Here is a 22,709-nt window from a genome sequence, read left to right as displayed (position 1 = left end):
GATCCGCAGTCCCTCGGGGGACGTGCCCCCTCCCCCGCTCCCACGCCCCCCACGCCCGCCGATGTCGCGCGGAGGGGTGAAGAACAGCCCCCCACGGGTGATCCAGTGGCGGCTCCGCACCCCGCAGAGGGGCGGACCCGCTCTTGAGGGCTGCCCTCGTCGACCTCTTCCCCCACGCGGTCGCACGCCCGCCCTCGTAGTCCTTTCAGCGGTGCCGAGAATGGGCTGACCAGCTCCTTTTTCCCGGTTTGGTTTCACGTGGAACACCTCCGGGAACGCTGCCGCAACCCCGCCGCGACATCGGCCCGCCGCCGGATAACCACAGGTCAGAAGATCATTTGACGGTTCGCGGGCCGTGCGAGCATCTGCGCCGCGGGGCGGAGACGTTCACACCGCGCCCCACCGTTGGCGCGCGGGCCGAGGAGCGAGGGGAAGGCGGCGGGCATGGCGCTCGACGTGCTGCGCGACACCTGGGAGAAGCTCGGCGGGGTCGACCCGCTGTGGGCCGTGCTGACCGACCCCGGCAGGCGGGACGGCCGCTGGGACGTCGAGGAGTTCATGCGGACCGGGCCCGAGGCCGTCGGCCAGGTCCGGACGCTCCTGGGCGAGCGCACCCTGGGGTCGCGGGTGCTCGACTTCGGCTGCGGCGTCGGCAGGCTCTCCAACGCGCTGGCCGCGCACGCCGACCGCGTGGTGGGCGTCGACATCGCCTCCACCATGGTCGCCCGCGCCCGCGAGCTGAACCGGCACCCGGACCGGGTCGAGTTCGTGCACTACGACGGGCGGCTGCTGCCGTTCGAGGACGCCTCGTTCGACGGCGCGCTGAGCCTGATCGTGCTCCAGCACGCCCGCCCGTGGGTGCAGATCGGCGCGCTGCTGGAGCTGCTGCGGGTGGTCCGGCCGGGCGGGACGCTGGTCGTGCAGATCCCGAGCGCCCGGCGCGCTCCCGCGCCGATGCCCGAGGAGGCGTACCGGGCGGACATCGAGGTGCTGGAGGCGCCCTCGGCGCTGGGGGTCGGGCAGTCCGCGCTGGTGCGGGCCAGGGTGACGAACCTGAGCGAGCACCCGTGGCCGGGCACCAAGACGATCAAGCTGGGCAACCACTGGCGGTCGGGCGGCGAGGTCGTGCAGCTGGACGACGGCCGGGTCGGGCTGCCCGCGATGGTCGCGCCGGGCGAGTCGTTCGAGGTCGGCGTCCCGGTCACCGCGCCCCGCGCGGGCGAGCTGGTGCTGGAGCTGGACCTGGTGCACGAGATGGTGACCTGGTGGGAGAGCGAGGGCGGGACGCCCGCGCGCGTCCCGATCACGGTGACCGCCTCACCCGCACCTCCTTCGGAGGTAACCCCAGCGGGTGAAGCTCACCCCGGCGAGCAGATCGAGATGCACGCGCTGCACACCGAGTTCGTGCAGGCGCTGTTCGGCCACTGCGGCGCCGAGGTCGTCGCGGCCGTCCCGGACGAGGCGGCGGGCGAGGAGTGGGAGTCCTTCACCTACGTGGTCTCGCGCTGAGCAGGGCGGCCGGCGCCCTGCCCGCTCCCCCGGCGGGCGGGCGACGCGCCTCGTCGCACCACCGCGCCACCGCGGGCCGGCCGCCCGACCGCCGGGCGCCCCGACCCCGGCCGCGCCCCCGCGCGGCGGGACCCGCGAGACAGCGCGCCCGTTTCCGCTGACCCGCCGAGCGGATTGGGGGAGAATCCGGTGGCCGCGTGGCAACGAATGCCGCAGCACACCTCCGGGGGCGCTCCCCGCCGCGAACAAGTGAGGGCCATGAACACGCCGGTCGCCTGCACCGCCACCGCCGAGAGCGGACTGCCGTCCGCGCTGGTGCTCGCGAGGTCCTACCTCGCCCACCACCCCGGCCACCGGTTCACCATCGCCGTGCTGGACGGCGAGGACGGTGGCAGGCGCGGCTCGGACGGCGTCACCGTCATCGGCCCCGACCTGATCGGCCCGTCCAGGGACGAGTTCCTGGGCCTGGCCACCGCGCACCCGCTGCCGCAGCTGGTCGACGCGGTCAAGCCGTGGCTCATGCGCGGGCAGCTCAGGAACGCCTCCAGGGTCACCTGGTTCAGCCCCACCTCGTTCGTCACCGCCCCGATCGGCGAGCAGCGCGGCACCGTCGTCGCCCCGCACCTGCTGCGCCCGCTGACCGGCGAGGCCGCCGAGTCGGCCGAGGCGCGCCTGATCGGCACCGGCGTGCTCAACCCCGGCTACCTGTCCACCGACGACGAGTCCCTGCTGGACGCCTGGGTCGAGGCGGTCGCCGCGTTCCGGGCCGTCCGGTTCGACCGGGACGCGCTGAGCGACCAGGACTGGTTCGACCAGGCGCTGTCCCTCGTCCCGCACGAGGTCTCCACCGACCCCGGATTGGTGCTGACGGCGTGGAACGCCTTCGAGCGCCCCGGAGTCGAACCGAAGGTGGTGGACCTCCTCGGCTTCGAACCGCGCGCCCCGTGGGTGCTCAGCTCGCTGCTGCTCGACCGCCCCGCCGCGCTGCTGTCCGAGCGCCCCGACCTGGTCCCGCTCGTGCGCGAGTACGCCGACCTGCTGATCGCGGCCGGGCACCTGGACGAGGAGGAGGTGCTGCCGACCTGGCTGGACGAGCTGCCCGACGGCACCCCCCTCACCCCGCTGCTGCGCGGGACCTACCGGGCCGCCGTGCTCGCCTCCACCGACCCGCGCCGCGCCAAGCGCCCCGCCGCGCCGCCGCACGCGTTCACCGGCGCGGAGTTCCGGGACTGGCTCAACGGCCCCGGCGAGCTGGGCGGCACCACCCGCTTCACCAGGGCCGTGTGGGACAGCCGCCCCGACCTGCAGGCCGTGTTCGGCAGGCCGGTGCACCCCGGCTTCGCGCACTGGTGCCGCGAGTCCGCGCCCGCCGAGGGCGTGCTGCCCGCGTGGGCCGTCCCCGTGCCGGACGACCCGCCGTCGGCGCCGCAGGACCGGCTCGGCGTGAACCTGCTCGGCCACCTGACCGCCGTGCTCGGCGTCGGCGAGCTGGGCCGGGTGCTGAACTCGGCGCTGTCCCGGTCCGGGCTGGACGTGGCGCCCGTGGTCGAGGAGGCGATGGTGGTCAACCGGACCGACGTCGACCGCCCCGAGGAGAGCGCGCCGGTGTACCCGGTGAGCGTGCTGTGCGTGAACGCCGACCTGGTGCGCGCGGTGTCCGAGCAGCACCCGCAGGTGGTGCACGAGCGCTACCGGATCGGCGTGTGGTCGTGGGAGCTGGAGGAGTTCCCCGAGGCGATGCGCGAGTTCGACTGCGTCGACGAGGTGTGGACCATCAGCGAGTACTGCCGCGCCGCGATCGCCCCGCACACCGACAAGCCGGTGCGGGTGTTCCCGATCCCGATCCGCGAGCGCCCCGCCGTGGAGTTCCGCGCGGGCGGGCCGGTGCGGTTCCTGTTCGCCATGGACTTCAACTCGCTGGTGGAGCGGAAGAACCCGTTCGGCGCCGTCGAGGCGTTCCGCCGGGCGTTCCCGGACCGCGAGGACGTCGAACTGGTCGTGAAGGTGATCAACGGCGAGCGGCACGTGGCCGGGCTGGAGCGGTTGCGCTCCGCCGCCGCGGGTGACCCGAGGGTGACGCTGCTTGAGCGCTACCTCACGGCCGAGGAGTTGCACGACCTCTACGCCGGGAGCGACTGCTACGTTTCTCTCCACCGCGCGGAGGGCTTCGGCTTCACCGTCGCGGAGGCGATGGCGATGGGCTTGCCGGTGATCACCACCGACTACTCGGGCACCGCCGAGTTCGTCGACCGGGAGAACTGCTGGCTCGTGCCCGCCGAACCGGTTCCGGTCGGTCCCGGCTCCCCGCCCTACCCGGCGGACGCGCTGTGGGCCGACCCGGACCTGGACGTGGCGGCGGCGGCCATGCGCGAGGTCGCCGACGACCCCGCGCGCGCGGCCGAGCGCGGCCTGGCCGCCCGCGAGCACCTGCGCCGCACCAGGGGCGAGGACGCCGCCGCGGAGTGGGTGCGCGACCGGGTCGAGCAGGCGCACCGGACGTGGCGGGAGCGGAGGGCCCCGGCGCAGGCGCAGGCGGCCCCCGAGGCAAAGCCTCAGCTGGTGGTCCCGCTGCTGCGCAAGGTCGCGGTGCGGGCGCTGGGCCGGTACGACAGCGCGCGCCACCGGGACCGGTGACCACGTCCCCGGAACCGGGGTCGTGCGGGCAGGTCACGAGTTGGCAGTGGGAAGCGAGCGCGGGCAACCGCCCGTGCACAATGGCGGAGTTCGCTCCGAACGTGGGAAAGGGGCTGCCGGCGTGAACTGGCAGGAGGAACTGCGCAAGCTGGACGAGGAGCTTGCCGCAGGGCGGATCTCGGCCGACGACTACCGGACCCGCCGGGACCAGGTGCTGTCCTCGGCCCAACCCGCCGCCCAGCCAGCGCCGCCGCAGGAGTGGCAGGCGCAGCAGCCCTCGGGCGGGCCCTCGAACGGCCCCACCGGCACCAGCACCGGGGCCACCCAGTACATCCAGCCGGTGAACCCGGACGCCACCCAGGTCGTGCCCGGCGGCGGCAACCGCCCCGGCCACAACCCGGACGCCACGCAGGTGGTGCCCGGCGGCGGCAACCGGCCCGGCGACTCGGACCGCACCCAGGTCGTGCCGAACGGCGGGATGGCACCGCAGTACGGCCAGCCCTCGCCGGCGGGCGGCTTCCCGCAGCCCGGCGCGTTCGGCGGCCCGCAGCAGGGCGGCGGGATGCCGCCGTGGCAGGGCGGTGGCGGGGACACGTCCGCGCCGTGGGCGTCGTCGTCGAGCGACAACTGGCTGCGGCAGGGCCCCGAGGTGTTCGACGAGGGCTCGTCCGGCGGCGGCAAGAAGGTCTTCGCGATCATCGGCGTCGTGCTGGTGGTAGCGCTGATCGGCGGCGCGGTGTGGTTCTTCGGCTTCAAGGGCTCCGGCGACGACTCGGCCAAGGGCGGCGACACGCCCGCCCCGCAGTCGTCCACCTCGGCGCCGACCACGACCACCACCAAGGCGCCGATCGACCTGCTGCCCGACCCGCCCGGCACGCCGAGCACCAACAACGGCACGGTCGAGCTGGCGCGCGCGGTCGAGGAGAAGCTGCTGAGCGCCGACGAGGCCGCCGCCGTCGAGGAGGCCGCCGTCAAGGAGGTCGCGTTCGTGGGCAGCACGCAGGACGCGTTCACCTACGACGCCATGGTGTTCGAGGTCGGCGACGAGGCCAAGGCCGAGGCGCTGGTCGAGGGCCTGGTCGCGGCGCAGGGCAAGACCGGCATGGTGGACGGGGCCAAGGGCCAGCTGCCCGCGCAGTCGACGGTGCAGCAGCTGATCCGCCAGGGCGAGCCCGGCATCTACCGCGCGATCTACGCGGCGGGTGACAAGGTCGTCCGGGTCTCCACCACGCAGACCCCGATCGCGCCCGGCCCGAACGACCAGGAGCTGATCAAGAAGTTCCAGGAGTTCGGCATCGGCGTGGCGAAGCAGTTCCCGACCTCCTGATGGTCGAGCAGCCCGTGTACGCGGACGGGGCCGAGGACGAGGTGCTGTCCCGGCTCCGTCGCGCTGCGGACGTCTCGGCCGGGTCGGCCGAGCTGGCCCGCGCACTGCCGTCGTGGGAGCTGATCTACCACTTCTCGCCCCAGCGCACCGCGCTGCTCGCGCCGATCGAGCTGGTCGAGGGCACCAGGGTGCTCGACTTCGGCTGCGGCTCCGGCGTGCTGACCAGGGCGATGGGCGAGCTGGGCGCGGGCGTGGTGGGCGTCGAGGGGACGCCGACGCGGGCCGAGGCGGCGCGGGAGCGCTGCCGGGACCTGCCGAACGTGCGGATCGTCGACGGCGGCGCCGAGGAGATCGGCCTGAACGGGCCGTTCGACCTGGCGCTGCTGTGCGGCGTCCTGGAGTACTCGTCGGTGTACGGCGACGGTCCCGAGGCGCTGCTGGAGGACGTGGTCGGCGCGCTGGAGCCGGGCGGCGCGCTGGTGCTGGCGATCGAGAACAAGATCGGTCTCGGCTACCTGACCGGCAGGCCCGAGGACCACCACGGCAAGTCGTGGGTCGGGCTGGCGGACTACCCGCGCGGGGGCGCCCGGACGTGGCCGCGCGCGGAGCTGGCCGAGCTGCTGGCGAACGCGGGCCTGACGGCCCAGCGGTGGATGCTGCCGTACCCGGACTACAAGCTGCCCCGCGTGATCGTGGACGCCGACGTGCACGGCCGGGGCGACGCGGTCGACCTGGTCGACAAGCTGGTGCGCGACCCGCTGTACGGCGCGTTCGGCGGCACCACCGGCGCGGTGCCCGGCCGCTCGCTGCACCGCACCGCGGTCGTGGAGGGCTTCGGGGCGTCGGTGTCGCCGTCGTTCCTGGTGGTGGCCGCGCGCACGCCCGAGGCGGTGCGCCGGTTCGTCCGGCCGGGTCTGGGCTGGCTGGTGAACTCGGCGCGGCTGCCGCGGTGGCGGCGCTCGCGGGTGCTCACGACCGCGCTGGAGCTGCGCGCGGTCGAGGGCGCGGGCGCCGAGTCGGACTGGTTGCGCCAGGAGGCGCCCGCCGTCGAGCCGCTGCTGCCGGGGAGGCCGCTGGACTCGCTGCTGCTGGAGGCGCTGGCGCGCGGCGACGAGGAGGAGCTGCGCGGGCTGCTCGGGCTGTGGCGGTCCTGCTGCGAGGAGGGCGCGACCGGGCTGGGCGACCAGCCGAGGCACCCGTTCCTCCCTGGGGCGCCCGGCGTCCCGGTGCTGGCGGCGAACGCGCTCGACGTGCACCCCGGCAACGTGGTGCTGCTCCCGGACGGCTCGCCGAGGCGGATCGACCTGGAGTGGTGCGCGGGCGAGGGCGTCGACGCCGAGCTGGTGCTGGTGCGGGCGCTGCTGGAGTTCGCCCGCGAGGTGCACCGCAGCGGCGCGCCGCACCCGTGGGAGGCCGAGCTGACCACGGCCGAGCTGACGCTGCGGCTGTGCGGGCTGGTCGGGCTGGCCGGTCGGGCGCGGGAGCGCTGGTCGGAGCTGCTGGCCGCCGAGGCGCGGTTGCAGGAGCTGGTCAGCGGGACGCCGTCGGACGAGGTGCTGACCGCGCTGCTCGGCGACGTGGACCGGCCGGGCCCGGCGCGGGCCTGGGAGCTGCCGCCGCTGACCCAGCTCGCCGCCGCGGCGGCGGACCGGGAGCACCTGCGCGGGGTGGCCGACGAGCTGCGCGGCGACGTGGCCAGGGCCGAGGACGCGCTGGACGCGACCAGGCGGCTGCGCGAGGAGGCCATGGCGGCGCTCGCCGAGGTCGAGCGGCTCCGCGAGGAGGCGACGGCCGAGGCCGCGCACCTGCGGCGGGCGGTGGCGAAGGCGGACGAGCAGCTCGGCGACGCGCTGATGCTGGTCGCGGACGCCGAGTCGGAGCGGGTCGGCGTGGAGCGGGAGCTGGCCGAGCGGTCCTCGCGGGCCGAGGAGCTGGCGGGCGAGAACGCGCGGCTGCGGACCGAGCTGGACCGGCTGGCGTCGTCGAGCGTCGTGCGGGCGGGCAACCGGTACCTGTGGCCCGCCGCGCGGCTGGTGCGGGGCGCGCGGGACCTGGCGCTGGGCCGGGGCGGCGAGGAGCCGGACCGGGTGCTGCGCGGGGTCGGCAAGGTCGCGCCGTCGGCGGTGCCGCTGCTGGCCGGGCGGGTGCGCCGGGTGAGCGAGCGGGACGCGGGGCTGCGCTACCAGCTGTCCGCGCCCTCCGAGGTGCCGGTCGGGCTGGGCCAGGTCGTCGACCTGGACGGCTGGGCGGTGCACGACGACCTGCCGGTGCGCGCGGTGTCGGTGGAGCTGGGCGGCCGGGTGCTCCCGGCGACCTCGGGCCACCCGAGGCCGGACGTGGCGGCGGCGCTGGGCGTGCACGGCTGGACGGGCTTCCGGGTCCGGCTGCCGGTGCGGGCCGGCGCGGTGCGGCCGGTGCTGCTGGTGGAGCTGGCGGACGCGACGGTGCTGCGCCGCGAGCTGCCCGAGCTGGTGGGCGTGCCGCACGAGCCGGAGCCGGTCGCGGTGGACTGGCCGGGCGAGGGCCCTCGGATCGCGGTGTGCCTGGCGACGTACAACGCGCCGGGCGGGCACTTCCACGAGCAGGTCCAGTCGATCAAGGAGCAGACGCACTCGAACTGGGTGTGCCTGATCAGCGACGACGGGTCGACCGACAAGGCCGCGCTGCGCAGCGCGACCGCCGGCGACCCCCGGTTCGTGGTGGTCGAGCACGCCGAGAACGTGGGCTTCTACCGGAACTTCGGGCGCGCGCTGGCCATGGTGCCGGTGGACGCGGACCTGGTGGCGCTGTCCGACCAGGACGACGTGTGGGACGCGGACAAGCTGGCCGTGATGGCGGAGCGGTTCGCCGACCCGTCCGTGCAGCTGGCGTACTGCGACATGCGGCTGGTCGACGGCGGCGGCGCGGTGGTGGCCGAGAGCGCGTGGACGAACCGGCCGAACCAGTGGACCGACCTGGAGCAGCTGCTGCTGCTGAACACGGTCACCGGCGCGGCGACCGTGCTGCGGGCCGACCTGCTGCGGGAGCGCGTGCTGCCGCTGCCGCCGGGCACCCCCGCCGCGTACCACGACCAGTGGATCGCGGCGACGGCGCTGGCGGTGGGCCGGATCGAGTTCGTGGACCGGGCGCTCCAGTCGTACCGGCAGCACGGCGCGAACGTGACCGGCTGGCAGGTGCCGAGGCTGGCCGACGGGCTGCCCGGACTGCGCGGGCTGGCCGCGGCGGGCGCGGGCGTCGGGCACGGCGTCGACCTGCTGGAGGCCAGGCAGGCGGAGCTGGACCACATCACGGAGCACGAGCTGCGGCGGATCGCGCAGTTCTCGACCGTGCTGCTGATGCGCAACCAGGACCTGCTGAGCGAGCGGGAGACCGCGAAGCTGGAGCGGCTGGCGGGCGCGGAGCGGCGGCTGTGGCCGCTGGTGCGGCTGGCGCTGGAGGGCGAGGAGCGGCCGGAGACGGCGGGCGCCGAGCGGCGGCTGCTGGCGGCGGCCCTGCTGCGCAGGCACCAGCAGTAGTCCGGTGGACGTGCGAGGGGGCGGGGAGCCGATCGGGCTCCCCGCCCCCTTCGTCGTCCTGCGCCCCGGCTTCCTGGCCACGGCTTCCTGGCCACGGCTTCCGGGGCCACGACGTCCTGCGCCCCGGCTACGGCACGAGCGGCGCGGGGGCGACCCCGCAGTCGGCCTGGAGGTCGGCGAAGACCGCGCGGAACCGCTCGGGCGCGAACCGGGCCCGGTGGGCGGCGACCAGCTCGCGGTGCACCCGCCCCCACAGCTCGTCGTCGGTCAGCAGCTGCTCCTCGGTGCACTCGAACACCCAGCCGGGCAGGCCGAGGCCGTCCGCGCCCTCCCAGGTGGTGACGAACGGCGTGCCGACCGCCATGGCCCTGACCAGCTCCGGGCGCAGGCCCGCCGATCCGGGGAACGGGGCGACGAGCACCCGGCGCACGGCCAGGTCCACGTCACCGGCCGCGTCACCGGTGACCCGGTCGGCCAGCTCGCAGAGCACCGGGGGCGCCTCCACGGGGTGGGTCAGCACGTGCGCGGTCGCGCCCGCGCCGCCCCGCACCCACTCGGCGTCCTCCTCGGACGCGCAGGACACCACGTCGGCCCACTGGAGCAGCTCGGCCGTCCTGGCCCGCGCGGCGCCCGCCCGGACCGCGTCCTCCTTGGCGCGGCTCAGCGCGAACCGGCGCTCGTGCGCCCGGTGCGGCAGCGAGGCGAGGTCGAGCGCCTTGACCGCGGCCCGCTGCCAGCGGGTCACCGCCTCCACGGGCACGTCCCCGAGCGCCACCACGACGTCGTAGTTGCCGACCCGCTCGCGGCTGGCCTCGCCCGCGTCGCCGGGGCGCACCTCGACGCCGCGCGAGCGCCAGCGGGCGAACGCGCCGTCGTCGGCGGCGTCCTCGGGCACCAGCAGCGTCACCGCCGCCTCGGGGTCGGCCCGCCACGCGGAGAGCAGCGCCGCGTCCCGGTCCCCGTCGGCGGGCGCGCCGGGCGCGACCACCAGGACCCGCACCGAGGCGGGCTTGTCGCGCAGCCACCACAGCCGGTGCGGGTGCTCGTGCACGCCCAGCGCGGGCGGGCGCAGCGCCAGGTCGTCGGCCCAGCGGCGGCGGAACACCTCGCGGTTGATGTCCGACAGCCGCTCGGCGGTGGCCGTGGAGCTGGTGCCGTGCCGCACGTGCACGACGTGCGAGGACGGCTGCACCCACACCTGCCAGCCCCGGTCGCGCAGCCCGAACTGCAGGTCGGTGTCCTCGTAGTAGGCGATGTGGTACTCCGAGGAGAACCCGCCGACGTCGTGGAACGCCCTGCGCCGCACCACCAGGCACGCGGCCGACGCGTAGTCGACCACCCTCGGGTACAGCTCGGCCCCGTCCTCCCAGCCGTCGCCCCAGCCCCGGCTGAACGCGTCGCCGCCGAGGAGGCTGCCCGCCTCCTGGAGCCTGCCGTCCGGGAAGACCATCAGCGGGGCCGCCGCGGCGGCGGCCGGGGTGCCGTCGAGCAGCTCCAGCAGCGGGGCCAGCCAGCCCTCGGTGACCTCGACGTCGGCGTTGAGGAAGCAGACGAACTCGGTGCGCGCGTGCTGCACGCCCAGGTTGCAGCCCGCGCCGAAGCCGAGGTTCTCGGTCATCCGCACGACGGTCGCGCCGGTGAGGTTGCGCTCCAGCCACTCGCCGCTGCCGTCCGGGGAGGCGCTGTCCACGACCACGACCTCGTACGGCTCGGGCGTGTGCTCGGCGAGCACGTCGAGGCAGTGCGCGGCCAGCTCGCCGCCGCCGTAGGTGACCAGGACGAACGTGATCCGCGGGGTCATCGGCTGCGCAGCTTCCCGTACACGAACCGCAGGGCGCGCGTGTAGCGGAAGAGCTTGGTGCGCCGCATGGCGTCCAGCTCCCGCTCGGAGGCGCCCAGCCGCTCCACCAGCTCCCGGTGCCGCTCGGCCAGCTCGCCGTGCAACCGCCGCTCCTCCTCCAGCTCGGGGCCGCCCTCCACCGGGCCGCCCTTGAGGGTCAGCTCGACCATGGCGTGCCGGTCGGCGGTGACGCGCTCGCGCAGCCGGTGGTGGGCCACCCGCAGCGCGCGGTTCTCGGCGACCAGCGCGGCGACCCGGTCGGGCAGGCCCTGGCCGCTGGCCGCGAACGCCGCCTCGGCGGTCTTGGCCACCGCGTCCAGGTGCTCGTCCAGCGCCCGCACGGCCTCCTCGTGCCCACCAGGGCCCGCCTTCAGCGCCCGGCGGAACGCGGCGGCGAGCTGGCTGGGCCGCTGCGCGACCCGCTCGGCCGCGCCGAACAGCTCGGCGGCGGCGCCCTCGCGACCGGTCGGGTCCAGCAGCACCCAGTTGCGCCCGTAGGCCTGGGCGGCGGCGGCCACGTGCTCGTCCACCGCGATCACGGCGGCCGAGTCGGCGAGCACGGCGGCCCGGTCCTCCAGCACCGTGTCCGGTGGCAGCGCGGCCCAGTCGCCCTCGGGAACGGGCACCCCGATCGGCAGCAGCACCACGTCCTGCACGGCCAGCAGCTCGACGATCTTGGCGATGGTGGGGCGGAGCTTCTCGAAGCCCTCGGCGGGCACCTGCACGACCAGGTAGCTGCGCCCGTCGGCGGGCAGCTGGCCGAGCTGGCGCAGCTGGTTCGCGCGGGCCTTGAGCGAGTCGGCGGGGAGCAGCCGCTCCAGCAGCAGGCCGGGGTGCCCGACCACGGCCACCTCGCCCTTGACGCCCGCCTCGCGCAGCCGCCGCGCGGACTCCTCGTCGCGCACCGACAGCAGGGGCTGCCGACCGGCCCAGGCGACCAGCTCGGCGGGCACGGCCTCGGCGACGCGGACCGCGACGCACGCCGCGTCCGGGCGCAGCCCGAGGCCCGCGGTGAAGAACGCCGCGCCCGGCACGTCGGCGCCGTAGCGCGCGGCGAGGTCGTCCCCGAGCGGGAACGAGGGGGCGACCAGGTGCAGGTGGTGGTTCTCGGCCAGTTCCCGCACCCGGTGGGGCGTGCGCTCGCCGAGCGGCTCGGCGATGAAGCCCGCGTCGGCGCGCTGGGGCCGGGTCCACCCGTGCGGGGCGAACGGGCGCACGCACCAGTCGCCGAGGCGGGCGCGGAGCTCGCGCTCGATCACGCGCACGAGGAGTTGGTCGCCCAGTCCGGGCAGGTCGCTGCTGCTCCACAGGGCTGCGGTTCCGCCTGCGGGCTGGGGGTCGGCGAGCACGGGTGGACTCTACTCAGCGCGGGGCGCGCGCCCGGTACCCGTCACCGGCACGGGTAACCGGCCGAGCGCTCAGCGCTTCGAGGGCCCAGGGCCCGGATGCTCAGCGCTCCGAGTGCTCAGCACTCCCTGGGTGCTCAGCGCTTCGGGTTGGCGGCCAGCTGCGCCTTGATCTCGTTCAGGGTCCCCTCGGCGAGCAGCGAGCTGGCGCCGATCACGACGTTGCGCTCGACCATCTCGACCACGACCACGTCGTTCTGGACCATGAGCCGGGCGGTGGCCGCCGGGTCGGCCTGGATGGTGGCCGCGTTCTGGTAGGTGAACCGGGTGAAGACCCCGGACAGGTAGGGCGCGGCCTGCTCGCTGAACGAGTCGCCGATGAGCAGGGCGGTGGCGTTGGCGATGCCCGTCCCCCTGGCCTTGGTGGTGGTCTTGGGCTGGTCCCACGGCCCCTTGAGCGGCTCGCCCGCCTTCTTCTTGCCGTCGGCGAGGACGTCGTAGGAGGTCAGGGTGATCTCCTCGGGGTGGCCGAGCAGCGTGGGGAGGTCGGCGGCCACCTTCGACTCCTCGGCGGGCTCGACCTTCCAGGAGCCGGTGACGCCGGGCTGGACCTCCTCGGCGACCCTGCGGACCATGACCATCGCGCCCGCGTGGTTCCAGTGCGAGTCGCGCTGGAGGTAGACGGGGGCCTGGAGGCGCTTCGCCTCGTCGGCGAGCGCGGAGCGCAGGTCGATCGCGCCGGTCTCGGGCAGCCGCTTCCACAGGTCGTCGCGGGCCTTGGCCGCGCAGTCGGCGCCGTAGTACTTGGACGGGAGCTTCTCGGGCATGGCCGTGGACTTGTTCGGGGGCACGACCAGCACGAAGCGGCGGCCGGACGACTCGACGGCGGCGCGCAGGGACTTGAGCTTGCCGAGGGTGTCGCCGAGCAGGAAGTCGGGGTCGCAGGCGCCCTCGACGTCGAGGCCGAGGTAGAGCCAGTCGTCCTTGCCCTCCAGCACGCGCACGTGGCCGGTCGGGGTGGGGCGGTCGGCGGACGGGTCCTTGGAGGGGACCTCGGGGATGGGCCCGGTGCCGGTGGAGGGGCCGCGCAGGGGCGCGGGCTCGCCGAAGACGCCCCGGCTGATCCCGTCGGCCGCGGCGACGGCCTGCTCGCGCAGCGGGATGTGGTCGTCGGCCCAGTCGCTCAACCCGGTGAAGAAGTCCCAGCCGTCGGTGACCGAGGGGAACTCGGCGAGCTGGCGGTTCTCGAACTCGCCCGGCCGCACGCCGACCGCCAGCAGGAGCAGCGGGAGGAGGAAGTAGACCCCGGCCGCGACCAGGGCGGGGCGCTGCCTGCCCGAGTGCCGGGGGCGGTAGAGGGCGTGGTCCCTGGGGAGCATCGACTCCGGCAGCGGCGGCAGCCCTGCGCGCTGGTCAGAGGTCACCCGTCCAGGGTAACGGCAGGGGTGGTCCCGCACCCGGTGCTTGGCACTTCCGGGGGGCGGGGGGTTTGGTGGGGGCAGTGGTCGGCAACCAACGGAACAAGTCGCACGTCCGGGCAGGGGTTCACCGGTCCAGGTGACGGCACGGGGGCCGATGTGGCGTCACGTGAGCCTCGTCACCGCTACGGCGGCGGAATTGTGGACTCGACCCGCCGATGCGCTGCGAGCACTCCGAAAAGCGTCACCCGTTGTCATCTCAATCCCGCGACTTCTCCGACCTAGTCCTTACGGGGGATTGTCGGCTTGGCGTACGATCATTTCCGGGTCACCGGCCCTGTTCATGCTGGGGAACCTCAGAACAAGAGGTAGGTGCGTCATGGATCTCGCACTGAGCAAGGTCGTCGAGCTGCGCGAAAGCGGGTTCCAGTTCCTCCACCTCCGGGACGAGGACGGGCAGCTGGACCGCATCATGGCGTTCAAGCAGCGCCGAGGCTTCATCGACTCGATCCTCTTCTGGTCGGAGACCGAGGCCCGCGCGGGCAGGCTGCCCGCCGTCCGGGAGAGCTCACGCGCAGCTCAGGCGGTCTGGATCTATGAAGGTCCGCTCGTCGAGGCGGTCGACCGGCTGCTCGACTTGCCCGAGCCGGGAACGCGCAACGCGCCCACCCTCATGAGGCGAACGGCGTCCGACCTCGCGGTCGTCACGACGCTGCCGTTCACCCTGAAGCTGCCCCCCGGCGCCATCGCGTAATCGCGCGACCTAAACGACCGGAACACCTCAATTACAGATCGTCACCGAATGCCGGGTGAATATTCACCCCATATAGACCGGAAGCCAAACCGGTACGACCGGAAGAACAACAACCGGCCGACGATCCGCGAATGCCGATTACCCGCGACGACTCGTTGCGCGGAAGCGACGCGGAAGCCACGGCGACCCGCATGACCAGCAGAGCCCTCCGCAGAACTGCGGAGGGAGCAGGCGCCCCGGAGCAGGGCCCGTCACCCCCTGGAACGCGGACGAGCCCCCCAGTCCACCTGACACGGCCCACGACCAGCGCATTCCCGCCCAGGCAGCCTCGTCACGCTGGGTGCCGCACCCGCCCGGCGCCGCAGAGTCGCCGCTGATCACCACGGGTCACCGACCACAGGTCCCCCGACGGCTCCCGGCAACTCCCGAGCCCTTCGGAACGCCACCGGACCCGTTGCCTGGGAGCAACGCTCCGGAAGCCCCCGCAGAGACCTCTCCGCCCCGCTCCGCAGCCGCCACGCACCCCCTCGGCAGACCTCTACCCGGCGACCTCCCGGCCCGCCCCTCCCACGGATCGCGCCCGATCGGGCGGTCCTGGCCACCGGTTCCCCTCCCCCGGCCCGGTCGAACCGGCGAGACCACCCCTCCGCGCCTGTTCCACCCGACACGGCCAGCACGCGCTCTGGCACCCGACGCCGAGGCACCCGACCCCGGTCCCGCCGCGCCCTTGAGCCACCCGGCGGCGCGCCCCCTCGCGGGGGCTACCCCCACGTGGCGATCACGCTCTTCCCTCCCACCGCGCTCCCCGTCCCGCACCCCCGCACCGGACTCGCCACCCCAGTGGCGCATCGGGTCGGAGCGCTCGGCCGAACAGCGGTGTCCACCGGGCCGGGTGAACTAATCCACCCCGGAGGATTAGGGAGCTTGATCGGGGGTCTCCGAGTGCGGAACTTTGCCGCCCATGAACCTGAGGAAGACCGTCACGGGCGCCCTGCTGGGCCTCGGCAGCGCAGCCGCCATGCTCGGCCTCGGTGGTACCGCGATGGCCGCCGACACCATCGACATCACCACCACCGCCAACCCCGACATCGACGCCCACGCGCCGGACGCGGTGAAGGTCGGCGAGATCGTGGACCTCGACATCAACGAGATCAGCGACATCAACCTGAACGTGCTGGACGACGACAACGTCGACGCCGACGTGTTCGCCCACGACCTCCAGGCGCTGGTCAACAACGGCGACCTGCCCGCCGACGCGCTGGTGCACCTGCTGATCGAGGGCAACGACTGATCGGCGCCCCCTGAAGCCGGAACGGCCCCGGTCCCCTCCCCCTCGGACCGGGGCCGTTCCTCCCGCTCACCGCCGGGCTACCGCCCGACCGCGTACCCCTGCGCGCCGCGCGCGTTCGCCCCGGCCCTGAGCAGCCCGCTCCTCGGGTCCCGCGACACCGCCGACATCCGCCCCAGCGCCCACGGCCCGGCGTCCACCACCGAGTGGCCGCGCTCGCGCAGCTCGTCCAGCCCGTGCGCCCGCGACTCCACGACCAGCTCGCCCGGCGTCCACGCCCTCGGGTAGAAGGAGCTGGGGAACGCGTTCGAGTGCCACATCGGCGAGTCGATGGCCTCCTGCAGGTTCATCCCGCCGACCGCGTGCGCCAGCCAGAACCCGAGCTGCCACTGGTCCTGCTGGTCGCCGCCGGGCGTGCCGAACGCCAGCACCGCCTCGCCGCCGCGCAGCGCCAGCGACGGGGACAGCGTGATCCTCGGCCGCTTGCCGGGCGCCAGCGAGTTCGGCAGCCCCTCGTCCAGCCAGAACATCTGCGCCCGGCTGCCCAGGCAGAACCCGAGCGACGGGATCGTGGGCGAGGACTGGAGCCAGCCGCCGGACGGGGTGGCCGAGACGATGTTGCCCCAGCGGTCGACCACGTCCACGTGCACGGTGTCGCCGCGCACCGCCCCGGTCCTGGACACCGTGGGCTCACCGACCGCGCCGCCGAGCTCCTCGGCGACCGAGGGCCCGCGCCGGATGTGCTGCGCCAGCACGGCTTCCGCCCCGCCGGGCGCGCCGGGCCGCAGCTCCAGCGACGCCCGCTCGCCGACCAGCGCGCGCCGCTCGGCCGCGTACTCCCGCGACAGCAGCGCCTCCAGCGGCACGTCCGCGCTGTCGCCGTACCAGGCCTCGCGGTCGGCGAACGCCAGCTTCGCGCACTCCACCGCCAGGTGGACGGTCTCGGCGGTGGGCGCGCCGTCGACGTACTCCAGCCGGTCGGCGAAGCCCTCCAGCAGGCGCAGCTGCTGGAGCAGCGCGGGCCCCTGCGACCAGGCGCCGATCTTCGCCACGGTCCAGTCGCCAAAGTCGGCGGTGACCGGCTCCTCGTAGCTCGCCTCCCAGCCCGCCATGTCCTGGCCGGTGAGCACGCCCGCGTGGTCGCGGCCGGAGTCGTCGCGGTGGGCGGTGCGGCAGAACTCCTCGACCTGGGCGGCCACGAAGCCCTGGGACCAGGCGCGGCGGGCGGCCTCGATCTGGGCCTCCCGGTCGGCGCCCGCGGCCTCACCGGCGGCCAGCAGCCACTCCCAGGTGTCGGCGAGCTTGGGGTTGCGGAACCGCTCGCCCGCGACGGGCGGCTTCCCGCCGGGCAGCCACAGGTCGGCGGAGGTGGTCCAGTGGTCGCGGAACAGGTCGGCGACGGCGGCGATGGTGACGGGCACGCGCGCGAGCAGCGGGAAGCCGTCGCGGGCGTAGCCGATGGCGTGGCCGAGCACCTCGCGCAGCGACTTCGTGCCGTGGTCGCGCAGGAGGGTGAGCCAGCCGTCCCACGCGCCGGGGACGGTCGCGGCGAGCAGGCCGCTGCCGGGGACCAGGTCGAGGCCGAGGTCGCGGTAGTGGGCCGGGGTCGCGGCGGCGGGGGCGGTGCCCTGGCCGCACAGCACGCGCGGTGCTCCGCCCCTGACCGAGAAGAGGGCCGGGACCTCGCCGCCCGGTCCGTTGAGGTGCGGCTCGACGACCTGGAGGACGAAGCCCGCCGCGACGGCGGCGTCGAAGGCGTTGCCGCCGTCCTCCAGCACCGCCATGCCCGCGGAGCTGGCCAGCCAGTGGGTGGACGCGACCATGCCGTGGGTTCCCGCTAGTTCAGGGCGCGTGGTGAACACGCGGACAAACCTACGTGGACGGGAGCCACTTCGTTGCCTTCGCTAAAGGAACGAGTTCCGACCCCGAGGTTTCACCCGGTGGCCGTCCGACTGAAGTCGGACGCGGAGCGTGATCGAAGTAGTCCTGAGGGTGGACGGAGAACACCTCTCCGGGGGACGCGCCGGAGGGGCGGTCGGGTGCATCGTTTCCCCATGCAGGTACTCATGTTCGCACTCGTGTTCGCGGGACTGGCCCTGGTGGCCGCGGTCCCGCTGGTCGCGCTGCTGCACGTCTCCGAGCACCACGGGCTGAACGACCGTTAACCTCCAGACCCACGACTGGGTCATGGAGGTTGCTGATGGAGATCTCGGGCACCGCGGCGATCGTCACCGGCGGAGCGTCGGGGCTGGGCGCCGCCACCGCGCGCGCGCTCGCCGCGCGGGGGGCGCGCGTGTTCGCGCTGGACATCTCGGTGGACGGCGCCCCCGCCGTGGAGGGCGTCACCTACCTGGCGGCGGACGTCACCTCGGAGGAGGACGTCCAAGCGGCCGTCGACACCGCCGCGGGCTCCGGCGCTCCGCTGCGGATCGCGGTGAACTGCGCGGGCATCGGCCCGTCGACCAGGACGGTCGGCAAGGCCGGTCCGCACCCGCTCGACCTGTACCGCAAGGTCCTGGACGTGAACGTGGTCGGCACGTTCAACGTCCTGCGCCTGGCCGCCGCCGCGATGGGCGCGACCGAGCCGGGGCCGGACGGCGCGCGCGGCGTCGTGGTCAACACCGCCTCCGTCGCCGCCTACGAGGGCCAGATCGGCCAGGTCGCCTACGCGTCCTCGAAGGCCGCGGTGGTCGGCATGACGCTGCCCGCCGCGCGCGACCTGTCCTCGGTCGGCGTCCGGGTCATGACCATCGCGCCCGGCATCGTCGACACCCCGATGCTGGCGACCGTGTCCGAGGAGTTCCGCGCGGGCCTGGCCGCCGGGGTGCCGTTCCCCAAGCGGCTGGCCCTGCCGGACGAGTACGCGAGGCTGGCGCTGTCGATCATCGAGCACGACTACCTGAACGGCGAGGTCGTCCGGATGGACGGCGCGCTGCGCATGGCGCCCAGGTAGTCGCGCGGGCAGCCCCGCACCGGCAGTCGCCCGCCGGGGGCCTACAGGTCCCCGGCGTACGGCAGCCCGGCCACGGCGTCCGAGGTCATCCAGCCCCGCAGGGCGTGGGTGGCCCGGACGTCGTCCTCGTTGTACTCCAGCAGCCTGCGCCGCTGCGCCGGGTCCGGCTCCTGGCCGTCCATGCCGACCGCGTCCCGGTACCAGCGCATGGAGTTCTCGCCCCCGGCCTCGGGGTCGCGCCAGTGGAACCCGGCCAGCGGGGCGATCGTCTTGAGCCCCTTGCCGTTGGTGGACAGGAACTGGTCCCTGACCACGCCGAACAGGTCGACCCAGTCGTCCGAGGTGATGAACTCCTTCACCTCGGCCACCGGCGGCACGCCCGGCTGACCCTTGAACCGCTGGGCCGACGACAGCAGCCACCGGTTCTCCGCCAACTCGTTGTAGCAGTAGGCCTTGAAGCCCAGCCCGCGCTCGGCCGCCGCGCGGCGCACCCCGGTCAGCCAGGCCCAGAACTCGGCGAACGAGCGGGCCTCGTCGGCGCACGGCAGCTTGTCCCAGGTCGCGAACGCCCGGTAGCCGGGCTCCACCCCCACGTCGGCGCCGCTGAGCAGGCAGCCCCACATGTACGCGCCGAGGTCGCCGAAGCTCTCCATGTCGACGTCGACCTCGACCTCGGCCCTGGCGACCTCGATCCGCGGCACCCGCCGCGCCACGGCCAGCCCGCGCAGCCACGCCCGCGCCAGCACCACCGCGTCCTCGTGCGCCATCCCGACCAGCGGCACGGCGGGCTCGGCCGGGTCCAGCGCGGCCAGGTCGTCCACGGTCGGCACGCCGGCCCGGCGCAGGGCCATCGCGTCCTCGCCGCGCACCACCAGCGACACGTCGCGGGCCTGCGTCAGCGCGTCCGAGCACACCGGCCACCACGGGCAGGTCTTGCACTCGACCACCCGCGACGGCCGGGCCAGCGGGGAGGTCCCGGCGATGGCGGCGTCGGCGATGGCGAGGCGGTCGGCGAAGCGGGCGTCGTACTCGGACAGCGCGGTGCGCCCGCCCGGCCAGGTCGCCGCCTCGAGGTCGTGCCACACCACGACGTCGGCGTCCATGCCGATGGCGCCGCCGGTGGCCCGGCCGGGGGCCGCGTGGCCCGAGGCCTGCAGGAGCCGCTGGACGTGCGCGAGGCGCAGCTGGTCGCGCGGCTGGGGGCGGACCTTGCGCACCGGGTCGGTGCGCGCGCCCGCGGGCTGCGGGTAGGACAGCGGGGAGGTGCGGGCCCCGTGGCCGGGGTCGGTGGTCTTGTGCCGCACGACGATCACCGGCACGTACCCGGTGCGGTCGCGGACCAGCAGCTCGACGCCGCCCTTGCGGCCACCGCGCGGGTCGCGCGGCAGCACCGCGCCCCAGATGTACTCGGCGCCCACCCGCATCGCCTCGGCGGTGACCCGCTCGCGGTCCGCGACGGGCACGTCCGGGGGAACTTCGACGAGGGCCGAGCCGACCTCGCGGCCGAGCGCCCTGGCGACGGCGGCCCGGTGGTCCACCGCGTCGGCCCGGCGCTGCTGCCCGGCGGCGTCCGGCGGGGCCTTGGCGGCCTCCCGCACGTCCGGGTCGTGTTCGAGGTGCACCCGCCGCCGGCAACGAGTGACCACACCGGCGTCGAGCTGCACCTGGGAAGTCACCGGAGAAGGGTAAGCCGGGAGGTCCGGGCTTGTACCCGCAACCCGCGCTCGGCGCGATCTTTTCCACGCGGGTGGCTACTGTGCGGGCAGGAGGTGCGGTGATGGCGCGGAGGACGGCGCGGAAGCGGGGCATCAGCCCGAGCGGTGCGAAGAACCTCGTCGGGGTGGCCAAGGTCGTGGTGCCCGCGCTGCTCCCGGTGCTCGCGCCGCTGGCCGCGCGCGCGGCGTCGGCGGCGGGCGACCGGTACGACCGCTACCGCGCGGCCAGGCTGGGCGTGGACGTGGAGCGGCTGGCCGAGTACTCCGGCCGGGGCGCCCGGCTGCACGCGCGGATCTCGAACGCGGGCGCGGCGCTGGCCGGCCTCGTGGACGAGGACGCGGGCTACGCGCAGCGGTGCCAGCAGCGGTTGGCCCAGCTCCAGGCCGCGGTGCGGGCCTCCGAGGGGATGCCCGCACCACGCCGGAAGGCGGCTCACCGCGCCGTCGCGGCCGATCTGGACGCGGTGGAGGGCGAGCTGCTGAAGAGGTTGGGCGTCGACTAGGCGCGCGGAGCGGCCCCCTGGGCCGCTCCCGCCGGGCCGACGCCCACCCCGGTCACTTCTTGGTCAGGCTCCCGCCCTCGGCGGTGGTGTCCTGCGCGGTGACGTCCTGCGCGGTGGAGCCCTCGGCCGTGACGCCCCCGGTGGCGGCGGGCTCGTCGCCCTCGGCCTCGGCGGCCTTCCCCGCCGCCTCGGACCGGACGCGCTTCTCCGCCCTGCTCAGCCCCTCGCCCTTGGTCAGGCTCTCGACCGCGCGCAGCGCCGCCTCCTCCGGACCGATCTTGGTGGAGACCTCCTCCAGCACCTCGGCGACCCGCTCCTCGCGCCGGATCATCGGGTCGCTGCGCAGGTCGCGGGCGAGCGACAGGCACAGGCCGACCATGACCACGGCGAACGGCAGCGCCGCGATGATCGTGAGGTTCTGCAGGCCGGTGAGCCCGCTCGACCCGCCGACCAGCAGCATCACCGCGCCGACGGCGCCGGTCACGACGCCCCAGAAGATCACCACGCCCCTGGTCGGGGCGATGGAGCCGCGCTGGGACAGGGTGCCCATGACCACCGACGCGGCGTCGGCCCCGGACACGAAGAAGATCGCCACCAGCACCATGACCAGCACGATCGAGACCGACGCGACCGGGTACTCGCGGAGCACGGCGAACAGCTGGCCCTCGGCGGTGGACTGGCCCGCGATGTCCGCGCCGCCGCGCTGGGTGGCGATGGCGGTGCCGCCGAAGATGGCGAACCACATCAGGCTGACCAGGCTCGGCACGCCGATGACGCCCGCGACGAACTGGCGGATGGTGCGGCCCCGGCTGATCCGGGCGATGAACATGCCGACGAACGGCGCCCAGGCGATCCACCAGGCCCAGTAGAAGACGGTCCAGCCGGACAGCCAGGTCTCCATGGGGTCGCCGCCGGTGGCGGCGGTGCGGCCGGTCATCTCGGCCAGCTCGCGGAAGTACTCGCCGATCGCGGTGGGCACCATGTTCAGGATGAACACGGTCGGGCCGACCACGAACAGGAACAGCGCCAGCACGACGGCCAGCACCATGTTGACGTTGGACAGCCACTGGATGCCCTTGGCGACGCCGGAGACCGCGGAGGCGATGAACGCCACGGTCAGCACGGCGATGACGCCGACCAGGACGGCGTTGCCGACCTCACCGGCCCACCCGACGATCTCCAGGCCGCTGCCGATCTGCAGCGCGCCGAGGCCGAGCGAGGCGGCCGAGCCGAACAGCGTGGCGAAGATCGCCAGCACGTCGATGGCCTTGCCGACGCCGCCGTTCGCGGTGCGCTCGCCGAGCAGCGGCGCGAACGCGGCGCTGATCAGCTGGCTGCGGCCCCTGCGGAAGCTGCTGTAGGCGATGGCCAGGCCCACCACGGCGTAGATCGCCCACGGGTGGAGGGTCCAGTGGAACAGGGTGGTGGCCATCGCGGTGCGCAGCGCCGCGTCGGACCCGGCCTCCACGGTGCCCGGCGGCGGGTTGACGAAGTGCGTCAGCGGCTCGTTGACGCCGTAGAACATCAGGCCGATGCCCATGCCCGCGCTGAACATCATCGCGATCCAGGACACGGTCGTGAACTCGGGACGCTCGTCGTCGCGGCCGAGCGGGATGCGGCCGTAGCGGCTGACGGCGAGCCAGAGGGCGAACAGGACGAAGCCGGACGCGAGCAGCACGAACGCCCAACCCAGGTTTCCCATGACCCACCCGAGGGCAGTCTTGGAAGCAGAGGCGAGCGAATCGGTGGCGAACACGCCCCATCCGAGGAAGGCGACGGTGATAGCGGCGGCCACGCCGAACACGACGTAGTCGGTGCGGCCGGGGCGGTCGACCTTCGGCTCCCCCGGCAGAGGTGTCTTGATCTGCGGTTCTGCGGTCGTCACCGGTATGCGGTACCCCTCACCC

Annotated in this window: 14 protein-coding genes; 8 read left to right on the top strand and 6 right to left on the bottom strand. The window is 74.6% G+C overall.

What is annotated here, in order from left to right; genetic code table 11:
• Positions 1 to 444 precede the first annotated feature (444 nt).
• From AMIR_RS35205 to AMIR_RS00275, 4 genes are all read left to right on the top strand, one after another.
• Positions 445 to 1,509 (top strand): class I SAM-dependent methyltransferase, encoded by a 1,065-nt coding sequence (locus tag AMIR_RS35205; RefSeq protein WP_012782695.1) that lies wholly within the window; start codon positions 445 to 447, stop codon positions 1,507 to 1,509.
• A gap of 258 nt (positions 1,510 to 1,767) precedes the next feature.
• On the top strand, positions 1,768 to 4,143 hold the full coding sequence (locus AMIR_RS00285) for a glycosyltransferase family 4 protein (RefSeq protein ID WP_012782694.1): 2,376 nt from the start codon (positions 1,768 to 1,770) through the stop codon (positions 4,141 to 4,143).
• A gap of 121 nt (positions 4,144 to 4,264) precedes the next feature.
• The gene (locus tag AMIR_RS35200) at positions 4,265 to 5,470 is read left to right on the top strand and encodes a flagellar basal body-associated FliL family protein (protein ID WP_012782693.1); all 1,206 of its coding nucleotides are present in this window, start codon (positions 4,265 to 4,267) and stop codon (positions 5,468 to 5,470) included.
• Positions 5,470 to 8,985 (top strand): glycosyltransferase, encoded by a 3,516-nt coding sequence (locus tag AMIR_RS00275; protein WP_012782692.1) that lies wholly within the window; start codon positions 5,470 to 5,472, stop codon positions 8,983 to 8,985. The genes AMIR_RS35200 and AMIR_RS00275 overlap by 1 nt, the downstream gene beginning before the upstream one ends.
• A gap of 127 nt (positions 8,986 to 9,112) precedes the next feature.
• On the opposite strand, the gene AMIR_RS00270 is transcribed toward AMIR_RS00275, so the two are convergent.
• From AMIR_RS00270 to AMIR_RS00260, 3 genes are all read right to left on the bottom strand, one after another.
• Complete coding sequence (locus AMIR_RS00270) at positions 9,113 to 10,786, bottom strand: glycosyltransferase family 2 protein (RefSeq protein WP_012782691.1); 1,674 nt, start codon at positions 10,784 to 10,786, stop codon at positions 9,113 to 9,115.
• Positions 10,783 to 12,174: a glycosyltransferase family protein gene (locus AMIR_RS00265; protein ID WP_012782690.1), complete on the bottom strand. Its 1,392-nt coding sequence runs from the start codon at positions 12,172 to 12,174 to the stop codon at positions 10,783 to 10,785. The genes AMIR_RS00270 and AMIR_RS00265 overlap by 4 nt, the downstream gene beginning before the upstream one ends.
• A gap of 134 nt (positions 12,175 to 12,308) precedes the next feature.
• Positions 12,309 to 13,595 carry an alginate O-acetyltransferase AlgX-related protein gene (locus AMIR_RS00260; RefSeq protein ID WP_012782689.1) on the bottom strand — a complete coding sequence of 429 codons (1,287 nt, stop codon included), beginning with the start codon at positions 13,593 to 13,595 and terminating at the stop codon, positions 12,309 to 12,311.
• A gap of 373 nt (positions 13,596 to 13,968) precedes the next feature.
• Between AMIR_RS00260 and AMIR_RS00255 the strand changes: the two genes are divergently transcribed.
• Positions 13,969 to 14,343: a hypothetical protein gene (locus tag AMIR_RS00255; protein WP_012782688.1), complete on the top strand. Its 375-nt coding sequence runs from the start codon at positions 13,969 to 13,971 to the stop codon at positions 14,341 to 14,343.
• A gap of 961 nt (positions 14,344 to 15,304) precedes the next feature.
• Positions 15,305 to 15,634 carry a hypothetical protein gene (locus AMIR_RS00250; protein WP_012782687.1) on the top strand — a complete coding sequence of 110 codons (330 nt, stop codon included), beginning with the start codon at positions 15,305 to 15,307 and terminating at the stop codon, positions 15,632 to 15,634.
• A 77-nt stretch (positions 15,635 to 15,711) separates the two neighbouring features.
• Here AMIR_RS00250 and AMIR_RS00245 read toward each other — a convergent pair whose 3' ends face one another.
• Complete coding sequence (locus AMIR_RS00245) at positions 15,712 to 17,493, bottom strand: gamma-glutamyltransferase family protein (RefSeq protein WP_012782686.1); 1,782 nt, start codon at positions 17,491 to 17,493, stop codon at positions 15,712 to 15,714.
• 338 nt (positions 17,494 to 17,831) lie between these two features.
• On the opposite strand from AMIR_RS00245, the gene AMIR_RS00240 reads away from it, so the two are divergent.
• Positions 17,832 to 18,584 carry an SDR family NAD(P)-dependent oxidoreductase gene (locus tag AMIR_RS00240; RefSeq protein ID WP_012782684.1) on the top strand — a complete coding sequence of 251 codons (753 nt, stop codon included), beginning with the start codon at positions 17,832 to 17,834 and terminating at the stop codon, positions 18,582 to 18,584.
• A gap of 41 nt (positions 18,585 to 18,625) precedes the next feature.
• On the opposite strand, the gene AMIR_RS00235 is transcribed toward AMIR_RS00240, so the two are convergent.
• On the bottom strand, positions 18,626 to 20,260 hold the full coding sequence (locus AMIR_RS00235; protein WP_012782683.1) for a TM0106 family RecB-like putative nuclease: 1,635 nt from the start codon (positions 20,258 to 20,260) through the stop codon (positions 18,626 to 18,628).
• 101 nt (positions 20,261 to 20,361) lie between these two features.
• Between AMIR_RS00235 and AMIR_RS00230 the strand changes: the two genes are divergently transcribed.
• Positions 20,362 to 20,802 carry a DUF6474 family protein gene (locus tag AMIR_RS00230; protein WP_012782682.1) on the top strand — a complete coding sequence of 147 codons (441 nt, stop codon included), beginning with the start codon at positions 20,362 to 20,364 and terminating at the stop codon, positions 20,800 to 20,802.
• A 52-nt stretch (positions 20,803 to 20,854) separates the two neighbouring features.
• On the opposite strand, the gene AMIR_RS00225 is transcribed toward AMIR_RS00230, so the two are convergent.
• On the bottom strand, positions 20,855 to 22,687 hold the full coding sequence (locus tag AMIR_RS00225) for a BCCT family transporter (protein WP_012782681.1): 1,833 nt from the start codon (positions 22,685 to 22,687) through the stop codon (positions 20,855 to 20,857).
• Between the last annotated feature and the right edge of the window lie 22 nt (positions 22,688 to 22,709).

This window comes from Actinosynnema mirum DSM 43827, assembly GCF_000023245.1.
Taxonomy (GTDB): Bacteria; Actinomycetota; Actinomycetes; order Mycobacteriales; family Pseudonocardiaceae; genus Actinosynnema; species Actinosynnema mirum.
This window is presented reverse-complemented; position numbering and strand designations above follow the sequence as displayed.

What these genes read in the sequence shown, in the direction of transcription:
- AMIR_RS00240 (WP_012782684.1), top strand. Translation starts at nt 17,832, where the DNA reads ATGGAGATCTCGGGCACCGCGGCGATCGTCACCGGCGGAGCGTCGGGG.
- AMIR_RS00285 (WP_012782694.1), top strand. Translation starts at nt 1,768, where the DNA reads ATGAACACGCCGGTCGCCTGCACCGCCACCGCCGAGAGCGGACTGCCG.
- AMIR_RS00250 (WP_012782687.1), top strand. Translation starts at nt 15,305, where the DNA reads ATGAACCTGAGGAAGACCGTCACGGGCGCCCTGCTGGGCCTCGGCAGC.
- AMIR_RS00255 (WP_012782688.1), top strand. Translation starts at nt 13,969, where the DNA reads ATGGATCTCGCACTGAGCAAGGTCGTCGAGCTGCGCGAAAGCGGGTTC.
- AMIR_RS35205 (WP_012782695.1), top strand. Translation starts at nt 445, where the DNA reads ATGGCGCTCGACGTGCTGCGCGACACCTGGGAGAAGCTCGGCGGGGTC.
- AMIR_RS00230 (WP_012782682.1), top strand. Translation starts at nt 20,362, where the DNA reads ATGGCGCGGAGGACGGCGCGGAAGCGGGGCATCAGCCCGAGCGGTGCG.
- AMIR_RS00270 (WP_012782691.1), bottom strand. Translation starts at nt 10,786, where the DNA reads ATGACCCCGCGGATCACGTTCGTCCTGGTCACCTACGGCGGCGGCGAG.
- AMIR_RS00275 (WP_012782692.1), top strand. Translation starts at nt 5,470, where the DNA reads ATGGTCGAGCAGCCCGTGTACGCGGACGGGGCCGAGGACGAGGTGCTG.